At 67.2% G+C, this 14,999-nt stretch carries 9 protein-coding genes and 3 pseudogenes; 4 read left to right on the forward strand and 8 right to left on the reverse strand.

Translation table 11 applies throughout. The annotated features are described in order from the left end of the window. The first annotated feature begins 483 nt into the window (after window positions 1-483). The 3 genes from ACH4FH_RS06015 (at window position 484) to ACH4FH_RS06025 (ending at window position 7,012) form a co-directional block, all read left to right on the forward strand. Window positions 484-2,532 (forward strand): APC family permease, encoded by a 2,049-nt coding sequence (locus tag ACH4FH_RS06015; RefSeq protein WP_398554521.1) that lies wholly within the window; start codon window positions 484-486, stop codon window positions 2,530-2,532. A gap of 254 nt (window positions 2,533-2,786) precedes the next feature. Next, entirely contained in the window at window positions 2,787-4,115 is a 1,329-nt protein-coding gene (locus tag ACH4FH_RS06020; RefSeq protein WP_398554522.1) for a class I SAM-dependent RNA methyltransferase, read from the forward strand. Window positions 4,116-4,894: 779 nt separating this feature from the next. Then, window positions 4,895-7,012 (forward strand): DNA/RNA helicase domain-containing protein, encoded by a 2,118-nt coding sequence (locus ACH4FH_RS06025; protein ID WP_398554523.1) that lies wholly within the window; start codon window positions 4,895-4,897, stop codon window positions 7,010-7,012. Window positions 7,013-7,068: 56 nt separating this feature from the next. On the opposite strand, the gene ACH4FH_RS06030 is transcribed toward ACH4FH_RS06025, so the two are convergent. The 6 genes and pseudogenes from ACH4FH_RS06030 to ACH4FH_RS06055 form a co-directional block, all read right to left on the reverse strand. Further along, entirely contained in the window at window positions 7,069-7,197 is a 129-nt protein-coding gene (locus ACH4FH_RS06030; RefSeq protein WP_398554524.1) for a DUF6408 family protein, read from the reverse strand. 260 nt (window positions 7,198-7,457) lie between these two features. Next, window positions 7,458-9,329: a DNA/RNA helicase domain-containing protein gene (locus ACH4FH_RS06035; RefSeq protein ID WP_398554525.1), complete on the reverse strand. Its 1,872-nt coding sequence runs from the start codon at window positions 9,327-9,329 to the stop codon at window positions 7,458-7,460. Between the two features lie 407 nt (window positions 9,330-9,736). After that, window positions 9,737-10,359 (reverse strand): annotated as a pseudogene (locus tag ACH4FH_RS06040) (ATP-dependent helicase); the annotation flags it as partial. Between the two features lie 438 nt (window positions 10,360-10,797). Then, window positions 10,798-11,031: an LPXTG cell wall anchor domain-containing protein gene (locus ACH4FH_RS06045; RefSeq protein ID WP_398554784.1), complete on the reverse strand. Its 234-nt coding sequence runs from the start codon at window positions 11,029-11,031 to the stop codon at window positions 10,798-10,800. Between the two features lie 18 nt (window positions 11,032-11,049). Continuing rightward, window positions 11,050-11,277, reverse strand: a pseudogene (locus ACH4FH_RS06050) (chaplin); the annotation flags it as partial. Between the two features lie 358 nt (window positions 11,278-11,635). Next, a complete protein-coding gene (locus tag ACH4FH_RS06055; protein ID WP_398554526.1) occupies window positions 11,636-11,818 on the reverse strand; it encodes a hypothetical protein in 183 nt (60 codons plus the stop codon). An 821-nt stretch (window positions 11,819-12,639) separates the two neighbouring features. Between ACH4FH_RS06055 and ACH4FH_RS06060 the strand changes: the two genes are divergently transcribed. Next, on the forward strand, window positions 12,640-12,921 hold the full coding sequence (locus ACH4FH_RS06060; RefSeq protein WP_398554527.1) for a hypothetical protein: 282 nt from the start codon (window positions 12,640-12,642) through the stop codon (window positions 12,919-12,921). 1,351 nt (window positions 12,922-14,272) lie between these two features. On the opposite strand, the gene ACH4FH_RS06065 is transcribed toward ACH4FH_RS06060, so the two are convergent. Both ACH4FH_RS06065 and ACH4FH_RS06070 read right to left on the reverse strand, forming a co-directional pair. Continuing rightward, window positions 14,273-14,620: a hypothetical protein gene (locus ACH4FH_RS06065; protein ID WP_398554528.1), complete on the reverse strand. Its 348-nt coding sequence runs from the start codon at window positions 14,618-14,620 to the stop codon at window positions 14,273-14,275. Between the two features lie 128 nt (window positions 14,621-14,748). Then, window positions 14,749-14,999 (reverse strand): annotated as a pseudogene (locus ACH4FH_RS06070) (hypothetical protein); the annotation flags it as partial.

The raw sequence follows: 14,999 nt of genomic DNA on the forward strand, positions 1-14,999 counted from the left end.
GACGGCAGGATCAGCACATCGACAAAGCAGCACGTCAACGGCGGTACAGCCCCTGCGTGACCGCCACGGACGAGGTCCCTCCGGCCGTGTCGGCCTGCGGGCGGCGCCGTTGCGCTCCGTGCTGCTGATCGTCACCGACACCGGCTCCCGGCCGGCATCGGAGGTGTCGGCGGGCACACCCTCGACGGGGGTGAGGATGTGCACGACGACACCCCCACCGGCCGGGCTGCCGGGGCGGTGATCCGCTGCTGAGCTGCACCTTCGGCGCCCCGCGTGAAAAGCGCCACGTCGCCCGCCCGGCCCGGGCGGACCCGTATCCACCGGCAGAATGTGCTGCCGTGCGGGCCTGACGTGCTGATCGTGTGCAGATTGGGGCGCTCCCGTGGGCGCGGAGCAGGCCGGATGTGCGCCTCCCGCGCCGCTCCGACCCCCATGCGGGTGGCGGGTGGGCGCCACCCTTGACGAAGGCTTAGCATCCTCTGCGTGTCCAAACTGACCGACGTGCCCAAACGGATCCTGATCGGGCGCGCGCTGCGCAGCGACAAGCTGGGGGAGACCCTTCTTCCCAAGCGCATCGCGCTCCCCGTTTTCGCCTCCGACCCGCTCTCCTCCGTGGCCTACGCGCCGGGTGAGGTGCTGCTCGTCCTGTCCGTTGCGGGTGTGTCGGCGTACCACTTCAGCCCCTGGATCGCGGTCGCGGTCGTCGTGCTGATGTTCACCGTCGTGGCGTCGTACCGGCAGAACGTGCACGCCTACCCGAGCGGTGGCGGCGACTACGAGGTCGCCAACACCAACCTCGGCCCCAAGGCCGGCCTCACCGTGGCCAGCGCCCTGCTGGTCGACTACGTACTGACCGTCGCGGTCTCCATCTCCTCCGGAGTGGAGAACCTCGGCTCGGCGATCCCCTTCGTCGTCGAGCACAAGACGCTCTGCGCGGTCGGCACGATCATCCTGCTGACCTTGATGAACCTGCGGGGCGTCAAGGAGTCGGGCAAGCTCTTCGCGATCCCGACGTATGTGTTCGTCGCCGGCGTCTTCATCATGATCATGTGGGGCGCGGTCCGCGGCCTGGTCATGGGCGACACGATGAAGGCCCCCACCGCCGACTACACCATCCACGCCGAACAGGGCGGCCTGGCCGGCTTCGCGCTGGTCTTCCTGCTGCTGCGGGCGTTCTCCTCCGGCTGTGCCGCGCTCACCGGCGTCGAGGCGATCAGCAACGGCGTCCCCGCCTTCCGCAAGCCGAAGTCGAAGAACGCCGCGACCACCCTCGCGCTCATGGGCGGCCTGGCCGTCACCATGTTCTGCGGCATCATCGGCCTGGCCATGGCCACCGACGTGAAGATGGCGGAGAGCCCGGCCAAGGACCTGCTGCACAACGGCACCCCCGTCGGCGCCGGCTTCACCCAGGACCCGGTGATCTCCCAGGTCGCGGCCGCGGTCTTCGGCAGCGGCTCGTTCCTCTTCGTGGTCCTTGCCGCCGCCACCGCGCTGGTCCTGTTCCTGGCCGCCAATACCGCGTACAACGGCTTCCCGCTGCTCGGCTCGATCCTGGCCCAGGACCGCTACCTGCCGCGCCAGCTGCACACCCGCGGCGACCGGCTGGCCTTCTCCAACGGCATCGTGCTGCTCGCCGGCGCCGCCGCCGTCCTCGTCTACATCTACGGCGCGGACTCCACCCGGCTGATCCAGCTCTACATCGTCGGCGTCTTCGTCTCCTTCACCCTCAGCCAGATCGGCATGGTCCGTCACTGGAACCGCCACCTGCTGACCGAGAAGGACCCGGCCAAGCGCCGCCGCATGCACCGCTCGCGCGCCATCAACGCCTTCGGCGCTACCTTCACCGCCCTGGTCCTCGTCGTCGTCCTGCTGACGAAGTTCACCCACGGCGCCTGGGTGGCCCTGCTCGGCATGGTCATCTTCTTCGTCACGATGAGCGCCATCCGCCGGCACTACGACCGGGTCTCCGACGAGATCGCCGCCGAGGATTCCCCCGACGAGGTCGTACGCCCCTCCCGGGTGCACTCCATCGTCCTGGTCTCCAAGGTCCACAAGCCCACCCTGCGCGCCGTGAACTACGCCAAGCTGATGCGCTCGGACACCCTCGAAGCGGTCAGCGTGGACGTCGACCAGGCCGATACCAAGGCACTGCGCGCGGAGTGGGAGCGCCGCGGCATGGAGGTCCCCCTCAAGGTCCTCGCCTCCCCCTACCGCGAGATCACCCGGCCGATCATCGACTACGTCAAGTCGCTGCGCCGGGAGAGCCCGCGCGACGTCGTCTCGGTCTACATCCCCGAATACGTCGTCGGCCACTGGTACGAACACCTCCTGCACAACCAGAGCGCCCTGCGCCTGAAGGGCCGGCTGCTGTTCACCCCCGGTGTGATGGTGACGTCCGTGCCCTGGCAGCTGGACTCCTCCGAAGCCGCCAAGAAGCGGGCCCGCAAGCGCGCGGACTGGAACGCTCCGGGCGCGGTGCGCCGCGGACCGGTCAGCCAGCCGAAGAAGGAGAAGGCGGCCACGAAGAAGTAGCCGCCCCGCGACCGCCACCACCGGCGGTCGCCCGTCGCCGCTCCCGAAGCGGCGGCTGCGTGTCCCCCTCAGCGGCGGACGCCCTCCCGGCGCCCGCCGCTGAGCCGTTCCCGGCCCGCCGCCGGCGGCCCCGCCCCGCCCTTCGCCGCACGGCACGGGCACCGGACAACGGCACGTAGACTTGAAGGCTGTTGTCCCGCCGTACCCCCGGTCGCGGCCCCGCCGCACCACCCCACCTCAGGAGCTCCGCCGCCATGCAGACAGAACCGAAGAAGTCGCTGGTCGGCGAGGAGTACGAGGTCGAGGTCGGCCCGGTCGCCCACGGCGGCCACTGCATCGCCCGTACCGAAGAAGGCCAGGTCCTCTTCGTACGCCACACCCTCCCCGGCGAGCGGGTCACCGCCCGCATCACCGACGGCGAGGAGGGCGCCCGCTTCCTGCGCGCCGACGCCGTCGAGATCCACACCGCCTCCAAGGACCGCGTCGAGGCGCCCTGCCCGTTCTCCGGCCCCGGCAAGTGCGGCGGCTGCGACTGGCAGCACGCCGCGCCCGGCGCCCAGCGCCGCTTCAAGGGCTCCGTCATCGCCGAGCAGCTGGAGCGGCTGGCCGGCCTGACCCCGGAGGAAGCCCGCTGGGACGGCACCGTCGAGCCCGCCCCGGGAGACAAGGTCGCCAAGGGCGAGGTACCTGCCTGGCGCACCCGAGTCCAGTACGCCATCGACGACGAGGGCCGCGCCGGTCTGCGCAAGCACCGCTCCCACGACGTCGAGCCGGTCACCCACTGCATGATCGCCGCCCCCGGCGTCTCCGAACTCGGCATCGAGTCCCGCTCCTGGCCCCAGATCGCCACCGTCGAGGCCATCGCCGCCACCGGCTCCCACGACCGCCAGGTCATCCTCACCCCCAAGCCCGGCGGCCGCCTGCCGATCGTCGAACTCGACAAGCCCGTCTCCGTCATGCGCATCGGCGAGAAGGACGAACAGGTCCACCGCGTCCACGGCCGTCCCTTCGTCCGCGAGCGCGCCGCCGACCGCACCTGGCGCGTCGGCAACGGCGGCTTCTGGCAGATCCACCCGAAGGCCGCCGACCTCCTCGTCGAAGCCGTCATGCAGGGCCTGATGCCGAAGAAGGGCGACATGGCCCTCGACCTCTACTGCGGCGTCGGCCTCTTCGCCGGAGCACTCGCCGAACGCGTCGGCGACAAGGGCGCCGTCCTCGGCATCGAATCCGGCAAGCGCGCCGTCGAGGACGCCCGCCACAACCTCCAGGACCTCGACCGCGTCCGCATCGAACACGGCAAGGTCGACCAGATCCTCCCCCGCACCGGCATCGACGACGTCGACCTCATCGTCCTCGACCCGCCCCGAGCCGGCGCCGGCAAGAAAACCGTCACCCACCTCGCCTCCCTCACCCCCCGCCGCATCGCCTACGTCGCCTGCGACCCGGCAGCCCTGGCCCGCGACCTGAAGTACTTCGCCGAGGCGGGGTATGCGCCGCGGCGGATGCGGGCGTTCGATCTGTTTCCGATGACGCATCATGTGGAGTGCGTGGCGATCTTGGAGAAGGCGGGGAAGGGCGCCTGAGCCGGGTTTGTCGGCCGTGCCTCAGGGGCGGTGTGAGTGCTACGGGCGATGTCTTGAAATGACGCCCTTTAAGCTCACCTTGATGGCGCGTCAGGTAGTCGAAGCGGCAGGTCGGGGCCCGTGGCGTGGCGCCGTTGTCCGGAACGAGTCGGCCCTGCAGGTGCAGCGGGCCGGCTCTGTTCTCCCGCGGCCGATGAGCGGGCGGTACGAGGCCTGAAGTTCGCAGAGGCACTGCCGGCGAGCTCGCGGAAGCGACGCTTCGGCGGCTTGAGGCCTGCGGACGCCGTGGGCGAACCTGTGCGATTCATCTCGATCGGTGCGCCATGTGCTTAACCATGGGAACGAGCCGTCAGGTTCACACACTTGCACCAGTGTCCGCCCCGCACACGATGCACTCCTGAGCCAGCTTGGTAGCTGTACCCCAGGCGGTGGCTTGGAGGCTCCTTCGATGTGTTTCCCTTCTATTTCCTTCCGAGGACGGGTTGTCTCGATGCACGGCGATCCTGAAGCCAGTGCGCGCGGATGCCTGAGCCAAATGATGGTCGGCGCCTCCAAGGAGGGCCGCGGCGGCGCCGGGCCCAGAGACGGTCCTTCGTGATCCGTGCGTCGTGATCCAGCCATGATCGCCGCAGTTCCGGCCGATACCTTGGTGATATTTTTCGTCAGGCCGGGCCTTACCTAAGCTCACCACAACCGAATTGCGGCCCGACGGGCTTCCTGAACAGGACATGCCCCCACCCGCACGAGTCACTCGTGCCCTGGGGGACCATCTCGTGTCCATGCTCCTGCTGAAGCTATCGGCGCAGGATCTGCTCACTCTCGATTTGCGTGATCGGATGGTGCCGCACCTTGCTGCCCGGTGGCGGTACTTGCGGGGAGCAGACGCCTCGGTGTCGGAGCGTTCTGCATGGGCGGAGAGTCTGGTGAGCCTCGCGAACGACCTGGTCGCGGCGGGACGCGGGAACGTGGAGATGATCGTCGAGTGTGCTGCCACGCTCGACGAGGCGATCTGCCCTGGTGACCCCCGCCTCATCGACGTTGTTCTGGTGGGACGTCATCCGAAACGTCACGTTCCCTCTGTGCAGTTGGTCGAGTTGAAGCGTTGGTCGACGGTGAGCCGGGTGGAACGGGCGACCGCAGATCTGTTGCACGTGCCCGGCATCAAAGAGGAGAAGAAGCACCCGGCGCTGCAATTGGGCGCATATTACGAGGCGTTCACGAGCGCTCGTGGCCCGTTTCAGGGTGCCGACTTCGAATGTGGCGGCTTCGCCTACCTGCACAATGCCACCGACGATTCCGTGCGGGCCCTGATCGACGTGGACGCACCGACAGGCTCCTACGCCCGCATATACACGAGCGATCGACGAGAGCAGCTGCTGTCCGACCTTAGGAGGAACTTCGCCGAGGAAGGCGCAGCCTCCGAGGCCGAGAGGATGCTGCAGAGCATGGGCCTGCGCAACACCCCGCTGCTCGACGCCATGATCTGGTCCCGAGGAGCCGACACGGTCTTCACCCTGCGCGGGCGCCAGAAGGAGGTCGCCGACCAAGTGCTGGAGACCGCTTCGAAGGTCCTTCCGGACCCCCGGCATCCCGCCTTGGTGTCGGACGAGCGGCGCGTGATCTTCCTCGTGACCGGTGGCGCAGGAACCGGGAAGAGCGCGATCGGCCTGCAGATCAAGGCAGAGCTGGAGGCCCAAGGCCGTACGGTCAACTACGCCAGCGGCAGCCGAGCCTTCAACGGCGCCCTTCAAGAGCATGTCGGTTACGGAGATCGGCAGTTCAGGGAGACGTTCACCTACTTCAGTAACTTCGTCACCCCGCCTGACCCGCTCTTGGACGTGCTGATCTGCGACGAGGCACATCGTCTCCGGGACCGGTCGACCAACCGATTCTGGAAACCCGAGGACTGGGGCACCGGCCCACAGGTGGACGAACTCCTCGCGGCTTCCCGCCTGACGGTGTTCTTCCTGGATGAGGGCCAGTCCGTGCGACCGAACGAGGTCGGTACCGTTGATCTGATCAAGGACGCGGCCGAACGACACGACGCCCGAATCGTTCCGTACAAGCTGCGGGAACAATTCCGGTGCGGTGGCAGTGCCGCTTACGTTCACTGGGTAAGGGCGTTGCTCGATGTGACGGACGAGGAGCCCGGTAAGTGGCGACCGGACGGACTGATGCACATCGAAGTAGCGGACACCCCGGAGGAGCTCGAACAGATCATTCGCACGGAAGCACTTGCCGGTGCGTCCGCGCGTATGGTCGCCGGCTACTGCTGGCCGTGGACGAAGCCGCTCGGCGACGAGCGACGGCTGGAGGCCGACGTCCGCATCGGTGAGTGGCACCGGCCGTGGAACGCGGACAGCGAAAGCTTCTGCGAGGACGAGGCGCCGCCATCGAAGATCTGGTCCGTGCATGAGAACGGCCTCGGCCAGATCGGGTGTGTGTACACCGCGCAGGGCCTCGAATGGGACTGGTGCGGTGTGATCATGGGTGAGGACATGGTGCGCCGTGATGACCGGTGGGTGTTCCGACGGGGCAAGGAACGCAAGACAGCCGAGCCGGGCATCAAGAGGGTCGCCGAGCCGGGTTCGTTCGATCCGAAGGTGAAAGCCGGCAGCGTCGACGACGAGGGATTCGAACGGCTTGTACGGCACGCGTATCACGTGCTGATGACCCGGGCCAGCCGCGCCACGGTCCTCTATTCCACGGACAAGGAGACCCGGGACTACCTCAAGGAACTCGTCGGCAAGGTCGAGATCCACGGACTGCGCCCCACTTGGGAGAACTTGCCGGTGGAGGCGCGCAAGCCGCACCTTCCTCGGCCGGGCAGAGGACGGGGGAAGGGAAGGCGCAGGAAGGGTGCGGGTTCGCAGGCACCTGATCTGCGGCTGTTCTGACTAGCGCTGTTGCACGAGTGCGGTGGCGGGCTCACCGGGCCCGCCACCGGTCTGCGCTAGAAGAGCAGACTTGCAACCGCCCCCAGCGCCGTCACCAGAAGGTTGGAGACGACTGCGGCAGCGATCTCGATCAGGATCGAACGGATCCGTTCACGACGCGCAGGCTTGTACTCGACCGAGGTCATGGCCACTCCAAGTAGTGAGATCGGAATGGCAGGGGGACGCCCTACCGGGCATCCACGCTCACGTCGCGTGTCACCACACGACGGGCACAACCATTCGTCATCCGCAGCTCATTGGGGCGAGCTCAGGAACCGCAGCCTCGCACCCTCCGGGAAGGTGCGCAGCGCGATCATGCTATCTCGTGAGTCGGCTCCGGGGACGTGGATTTCGCGGTGGCACGCGCCTGGACGGTGCAGGCATGACTTCGGTCGGCTGCCGAGGGCTAGAGCACTGGAGGGATCAGTGAGCGGAGTCTCTCGCGGGTTTCAGGGTCCGTCGAGTAGACGATCGTGCCTATCATGCCCCGGGTCAGCAGCACCTTGTAGGTGTTGCGGACGAGGCGGTCGACGTCGTCGTCCGGAGTGGCCTTGGTGAAGGATGGGTCCCTGGAGGCACTGCGGTCCACCACCCATCGGTCCGTACGCCAGACGAGGTCCGGGCCCATGATCACGCCGGACCAGTCGTACTCGAAGCCCTGCGCGGTGTAGACGCACCCGATCTGTCCGAACCCAGCGGGGTCGGTGGCCCAGAGTGGGGCCGGTGGGGCGCCGAGGAGGGCGCGGTCACCGAAGAGGTTCCACGGTCTTGCCCAGTCGCCGATGACCACATCGCTGGGCAGGGTGTGCATGCTGGAAGTGATCTTCGTCGTCCACTTCCAGCAGTAGCCCGCGGACATGCGCGCGCCGAAGCCCAGGGCCCGTCGGGCGGCCAGGAGGTCCTCGAGTTCCTGCGGGCTGTCGACGGTCAGAAGCCGTACCTTGTCGTCCGGCTCCCACACGGTGGGCGCGTTGCCTTCGAGTCCCAGCAGGTCGACCACCCACCGCAGGTAGGCGTCGCTGCCACCACAGCGGAATTGACTGTCGAGCCGCACCACCGTGCAGTCCAGATCCTGTTCGGCCGCAGCCGCCTGGATCTGTTCCACGGTTCCCATCTCGCCCGGACGCACCACCTGGTGCTGGTCCAGCAGGAACACGGGAACCCGAGCGGCGTCCATCAGCTCAGCCACCTGTGGCCGGCCGGTACGCAGAGCCGCCTTGGTGTAGCGGTTGGCGGAGGTCTTGCGGAGCCGGTGCGCTTCGTCGCAGACCAGCACGTCGAGGTCGTTCGCTTCGGCCTCCATGAAGCTGTTGAAATAGCGGAAGAGCCGCTGGACCTCGGGCTTGCGGGCACCGGCGACCTTGCGCATCGTCTTGGTGAAGGACTGCGAACCGGTGGCGTGCAGGGCGGGCACCCCGCGCCGATAGAGATCGCCCAATAGGGAGAGGGCGATCACGCTCTTGCCGGAGCCCGGGCCGCCGGCCACGACGACGACCTGCTTGCGGTTGGACCGCCGGGCCTGTCGGACTGCCGACATGACCGTTTCGTAGGCGAGCCGCTGTTCGTCCAGCAGCACGAACTGCTCTCGGTTGCGCACTTCTTCGGCGGCAACGGCCATCAGTTGCCGCGACGGCCGGACTTTGCCCTGCAGCAGGGCGTCGGCTGCGTCGGCACCCGGCTTCGCCGCCAGCCTGGAACGCAGGTAGCCGAGGAAGGCACCGCGCTGGTCGCCGGTGAACATCCGGCCCCGATCGTCCTCCGCAACAGCGCGGAGCCCCGCCACCCCGAAGTCGGTCGCGTTGTGCAGGTAGGCGACCCCCGCGATCGACTCCGGGACCCGTTCCAACGCTCCGTTGAACGAGACCAGGTAGTCGCAGTAGCCGCGCACCTGCTCGATCGGGTTGAGGACCGGATCGGGGTAGGCGTCGATGCGGCACAGCAGCGGATCGTTCTCCTCCGGGTATGCCTCGCTCCACTGCTTCAGCTCGACCACCACGTACGAGGGCTCTCCGGTGCTCGGATGAACGCCCGCCAGTATCACGTCCGCGCGTTTGCTGGTCAGCGGCAGCCCGTACTCCAGCAGCATCTCGACTTCACCGAGCCCAGCTTCGATCAGCGCATTGGTCAGCGCGGGGATGCTGCGCTCCCAGGAGCGCACCTCCGCCGGCTGGGGCCCGTGACGGTGTTTGTGCAGGAAGTTCTCAGTAAGAAGCTGCGCCAGCTGGCCTTCGACGTGTGTGCGAGTGGCCAACGACGCCGCGGACTCACGGAACAGCAAGGAAATGCCCCCAGGCAGCACGAAGTGGCTCGTGCGGGTGGGGGCATGTCCTTGCTGTTCCACAGACGTGGAGCGGAAGCCCGTCGGGCCGCTGAGATGGTTTAGTCATCCTAGAACAGGACGCGGATCACGTACTCAGAGCTGGGCAGCCGTCTCGTACTTCGGCACTGGTGACGCTCCTCCAACGCATGCGGCCTCTTCACGTTGATGGCATGGAGCTCTGACTGTGGTGTCGCCGCAGACTTCCTCTCTCAAATCCTTCTTGACGAAGCATCGTGTGGAGAGTGCGGCGATCCTTGAATCTGCGGGAAAGCGGTTCTGAACTGCGGGTTCAGTTCGCGTGCATGTTCTGCGTTGTGGGCGCTACCGGCGATATGACGCCATTCTGGTGCACTCATGACGATTTATCAGGTGGTGCCGCTGAGGAACCGCGCTGTCTCTTCAAGAGCCGCACGCGCTCCGTCGAAGTCGGCGAGCTTGGCGGTGACGGACGCCACCGTGAGCCGCTCGGGTAAGGCTGCGGAGAATTTGAGCCTTTGCACGGCGCGGCGGTCGACGTCCGGCAGCACGAGCGCTGCACCGCCGTCGGCCGCATCATGGCTCGCACGCCACATGGCGGGGGTCAGGTCCTCCCTCAGGCGCACGTAGCAGTCCGTCGGCCGCTGCACGGGGTCGGCGATCGACTGCAGCGTTGCCGCGAGTGTCGCGTTCGCGCGGTAACCGGCCCAGGTCCACCAGCGCACATCGTTGCCCTGCCGCGCCGCCAGAGTGCCACCCGTATACACAATGTCAGGAGCTTCTTCCTCCCGCCACGCGGCGAGGCACACCGCAGCCCGTCGTGTGAGCGACACGGTTGGGTCGGCTCCCAGGAGGACTTCTCGCATCGCGCGCGTGAGGGCATGGGAGAGCCCGGCGAGCGAGCCATTGGTCCACTTGGCGACGCCGTCACCATCGGCCGGCTCGACGAAGGCCGTTTGCGAGTCCAGTCGATGAACGTCACCTGCCAGCTGCGCCCGCCAAGGAGGAGGCGTGGTTGCGGGCTTTAGGAATGAAGAAGCCGCCCGCCTCGGGTGTTGAACCGAGGTAGACGGCCCAGTGTGTTCGTCACTCTGGTGCTTTCACCGCAGCGGCCGAGGGCCTGAGCCAACGGCGACAGATCGCCGCTCTCGTCGACGTTGTCCGGCTTCGTTTCCGAGGCCGACTCGCTATGACGTCCACGGCGACTTCGGCGGAGCGACGGGGCCAATGCCTATGACATTCGTGGCTTCGGGGCAGGGGCGGAGGCCCGGTCCCGCACCAATGGCTCAACGCAGTTGCGGCACGGCCCTGGGACACCGGTCCAGCGATTGCGCCGTTCCCCCTCCGTGCACCGGCACTTGACCCTGTCAGTGTCGGGCGGGGCACCACGCTCTGCATGGTGCCCCGCCCTGACCATCCGCGCTGCCGAAGGCAGTTGTCGCTCTTACGTTCAGCCGCGTGCGGCAGCCTCGCGACCCCGACGGTAGAGCAGGATGCCACCCGCCAGGAGTCCGGCGCTGGCTGCAATCGCCAGGGCGGTTCCCTCGCCACCGGTCTTCGCCAGCGCGGGCTTAACAGCAGGCGCACTGTGCGGGTGGTTCACGGGCTTGGGAGCAACGACCGGCTTCGGCGGCGTCTGCTGGCGCTCCTTCGGCTTGTGCTCCTTCACTTTGTGGTGGTGCACCGGCGGCTTCTTGGACTTGTTGACGCAGTCGTTGCCGAAGGCGGGATTGAGCGCTCCGACCACATCCACCGTGTTGCCGCACACGTTGACCGGGATATCTACGGGCGCCTGGATCTGGTTGCCGGACAGGACGCCGGGAGAACCGACGGCGGCCCCGTGGGCATCGGCGTCGGCAACAGACACTCCCGCGCTCGCGAGCAGCAGGCCGCCGGTGGCAACCGAAGCGGCGATGACCTTCTTGATCACGTGACTCCTCCTTGACGGTGCGGTCACATCCACGACCGCACAGACATAACGAGCACCGAGGAGGAAAGCTCTGATTCAGGCATTTCGATCACTCCTTCGGCTTGATATCTGCGTTTACGAGGCCGAAGAGTGACGCTAAGTCTGTTTTTATGGAGAGATGCTCCTGGTGGTCATCACACCGGGCGGAGTCAGGCTGGGAGCGTCTTCTCGAACGCCTCGCGCAAGGAAGCCCGATGGGCCTGTCGTGGTCCTGACCTTTGCGCTTTCGCCCTGCCGCGCGCGGAGTTGTCGTTGCCCCACCTGGCCTCGGTGGATTGCGACCCGTGTCGGTTGTCCTGGACGGACGAGCTGATCAGCTTCAGCCGAGAAGCGCATCCAATGGCAGCTGGCCGACTTGCAGGGGCCCGACGCCGGAGGCGGCCTTCACGGGATCGCCGAGGACTCCGGCGACGCCCAGGCCGGGAGTATCGGCGTGGGCGGGGAAGGAGAGGGCCCCGGCGAGAGCGAAGGCTCCCAGGAGGGTGGCGAGGGTGCGGCGCATAGCGGCTCCTGTTTCATTACTTGGAGTGGGAATTCTGCTTGCGCCCCACCCTTGCATTCGTGCCCGGTAGGCGTCGTCGTCCACGCGAGGCGGTCACCTGATCGCGGGAGGGCAGATGGTGGTGCTGCGCAATCCGTGTTGCGTATTGGAGTTGGGTCGGCAGCTGATCCGCGGTGACGGTGCTCGGTGTCCGCCCGCCTTTCGGTGCGGCTTTCGCCGTGTTCCGTGAGGTCGCGGGTGGCGTTGCCGTCGACGGGTACTTGAAGCGGCATTTGGTCACGCGTCAACTGGTGGGCAAGGCGGCTCTATTGTGTGCTGAAGCTACCTTCCCACTGGGTGGGGGTGCGAGACCTGTTGATCTTCTGGCCTTAAGGCACGGGGTTTTGCGAATTGCGGACCGAGGTAAAGATCGGGCGGAGTGTAGTTCGCTGACCCGCTTACTCCCCGAGGGGCTGACTCTCCGGCCCGTGCGAGGGGGAGGAGCGCTTGTGGCTCGCTCGCGGCGATGCTGGCGTAAGAGCCTGGATCGCCGGCGTCAACGGCCGCAAGGTGAACGCTTTGCCGTGATGCAAGCTGCGTGCAGGCGATGCGGTGCCGAACAATTCGGTGGCGTGCGGCCGAACAGGTGACGCGCACCGCAGGCGCTGTGTCTGTTCTGGCCTGTGCTCGCCCTGAACCGCCTCGAAAGCTAGCCAGATTCGAAATTCGATACTCTACAACCCGGCGCGTCGGTCGGCCACTTCAGCTCATTTCGCATTAGCCTCCCTGACTGTACGAAGTCGGTACATCACAGAACGCACAGCTCAACCACCGGAGATGAAATGCGCAAGCTTCACAAGGCCGTTGCCGTGGCCGCTTTCCTCGGCAGCGTCAGCCTCCTCGGCGTCGGCACCGCGATCGCGGACGGCGGGCCTGCCGGGCACTTCGACATCAAGCAGAGCGCCTCGTGCACCTCGCACGACACCAACCTGGACGTCCTGGGCGAGGTCGGCATCGCCAACGGCCTGGGCGGCAACCTGCTGAACGGTGAGGGTTCGCCGGGCGCGCAGAAGACCCACCTCGGGTCGACCGTCGGCTGCGACAACAGCGCCTTCGGCAAGTAAGCAGAAAAGAGTTCCGGTGTCCGGCCAGGTGGCCGGGCGCCGGAACTCATTCATGTCTTCGGGCCGATTGGTAATTGGGGTGGTGGTCCGTTGGCGCGGCTTCCGAAGAATTTCGCTCAGCGCGCGGGCATCCGTCCCGCCGGCGGACACCGGGGAGAAGTCGATTATTTTCCGCCCGGGCGGTAGGGACTTCCGTAGGCCGGGCGACCACATCGCGGGCATTTGATTCGCATCCGGCTGCGAATGCGAGATTCCCCCAGAAACTTCTTCCGTGAGATGCGGCAGGCCTCAGCGCGCCAATTAGTCAATAGGCTCTGGCGACCCTGCTCATTCGTGTCCTGTCCGACATGAGTGGGGTGGCTAGCGCTCTTTGGGCCCCTTCGTCCGTAGAGGGGCGATCGTGATGTCCGGGCCCCGTCTGAGGGATTGCCGGGCGACTTCCGACTGCCCGGGTGTCTGTCGCATCGGGTCGCCTACTGGAGCCTTGGTGAATGCCCGCGTCACCAGGGGCGTTCTGCGCCAAGTTGGCTTGCCTTCTGGCGTGCTGGGGGCTCTTCGCGCTCGTATCTGTCACTCGGCAGGCCGGGGCGGGGCCGCACCCAGTGGCGGTTCGTGCCGAGGAGGTGGCCTGAAAAAAGGTGGCCTTCCTGGGCAGCGGCGCCGACCGTCGCGCCCGAGACGCCGGGAGGGGCCGTGGCCGCCGGGCGGTCCACATTTCGGCCCCGGTCGACGATGGTTGGGCACGAGAGAGGCCGGGGCCGGGGCCGGGACCGGGTGAGGATTGGCTCCGTTCGACCCATCGGCTGCAACCTGTTGGCAGTCCTGGCGGCCGGCGCCCGGATTCGTAAGGGTTGAAGTCCCCTCCCTGCACCTGTCCCCTCAGTCCCTGTGCCTTACCGATCCCGGCCGCCTTGTCGAACGCGGGCAGTTGGGGTCCAGGCGGCCCTGGCGTGGGGCATTCATCCGGAGGGATGGCGATGGTCGACGATCGACCCTGCCCCGTATCCCAAGACCCAAGGATGGAACCGGCGCGCCCAGCGTCGCGCGTGCGCCCGGTTCATGGGTGCGTCGGGGCGATGAGGCCGGGCTTCCACGTGGGCGCTTCATCCGGGCGGGCGCGCTGGTGTGCGCGAGGGACCGTTCCAGCGCCGTACGGGCTGTAGGCGTAGTGCCGTTGGCGGTGCCTACCGGGTGGAGCTGTCGGTGAGGGCCTATGCGCCCGCGGGCCAGGCAATCGCACTGGCGCGGTGGCCGATTGGGGGATAGCCGGCCGGTCGGGGCTGCGCTCCGTGGCATCAAGCACTGGAGCCGGGCTCAGGGTCGACCCGGCCCGGCCATCAATGCGTGCGGCTCAGAACTCGATGCGAGGCGCCTTGAAGCCCTTGAGCGGCGGCACCTTGTTGGAGCAGCTCACCTCAGGCCCGATCTTCGTGTTCTGCTTGTTCAGCAGGCCGGTTTCGGGCATCGCCGTGCGCTGCCGGGACTCCGTCGAGCACTTCTGCTTCTGCTTGATGACGACCTTGCCGTCCTTGGTGGTGTAGGTGGTCTCGCTCTTCTTGGCGCAGACCTTGTTGAGTTGGACGTCGCGAGTGCATTCGCCCGGGGCTTCGGCGGCGTGCGTCTGGGGGGCGACGGCGCCGGTCACGGCGAGGCCGCCCAGGAGCGCGGTGACGGCTGCGATCTTCTTCCGACTGAACATGTGCTGCGTCCTTTGTGATTGATGCCCGGGCGACCATGGCCGCGAAGCGGTCCTCGCCCGGGCTGGAAAATGCCGAAAACAGGCGCTGGTGTCCGAGCGTGAGGCTCGGACACCAGAACCCGTCCCCGTTACTTGTTGAGGGCGGCGTTGTCGCAGCCCATCTTCGAGCCCTGGCTGCCGCGCTGGGCGCCCGGCGAGCCTTCACCGTTGAGCGCGTTGCCCAACGCGCCGTTCAGCAGCCCGACCTGGCCGAGGATGTTGACGTTCAGGTCGTGCGACTTGCACTGGGTGTTCTGTGCGACGCCGATCTTGCTGGGGGCGTCCGACTTGGGCTGCGGTGCGGCCTGCGGGGCAGGGGCCTGAGCCTTCGGGGCGGGCT

Origin of the sequence: Streptomyces sp. NPDC017993 (assembly GCF_044328065.1) — a bacterium.
Classification (GTDB): Bacteria; Actinomycetota; Actinomycetes; order Streptomycetales; family Streptomycetaceae; genus Streptomyces.

What these genes read in the sequence shown, in the direction of transcription:
- ACH4FH_RS06020 (WP_398554522.1), top strand. Translation starts at nt 2,787, where the DNA reads ATGCAGACAGAACCGAAGAAGTCGCTGGTCGGCGAGGAGTACGAGGTC.
- ACH4FH_RS06025 (WP_398554523.1), top strand. Translation starts at nt 4,895, where the DNA reads ATGCTCCTGCTGAAGCTATCGGCGCAGGATCTGCTCACTCTCGATTTG.
- ACH4FH_RS06030 (WP_398554524.1), bottom strand. Translation starts at nt 7,197, where the DNA reads ATGACCTCGGTCGAGTACAAGCCTGCGCGTCGTGAACGGATCCGTTCG.
- ACH4FH_RS06055 (WP_398554526.1), bottom strand. Translation starts at nt 11,818, where the DNA reads ATGCGCCGCACCCTCGCCACCCTCCTGGGAGCCTTCGCTCTCGCCGGG.
- ACH4FH_RS06060 (WP_398554527.1), top strand. Translation starts at nt 12,640, where the DNA reads ATGCGCAAGCTTCACAAGGCCGTTGCCGTGGCCGCTTTCCTCGGCAGC.
- ACH4FH_RS06065 (WP_398554528.1), bottom strand. Translation starts at nt 14,620, where the DNA reads ATGTTCAGTCGGAAGAAGATCGCAGCCGTCACCGCGCTCCTGGGCGGC.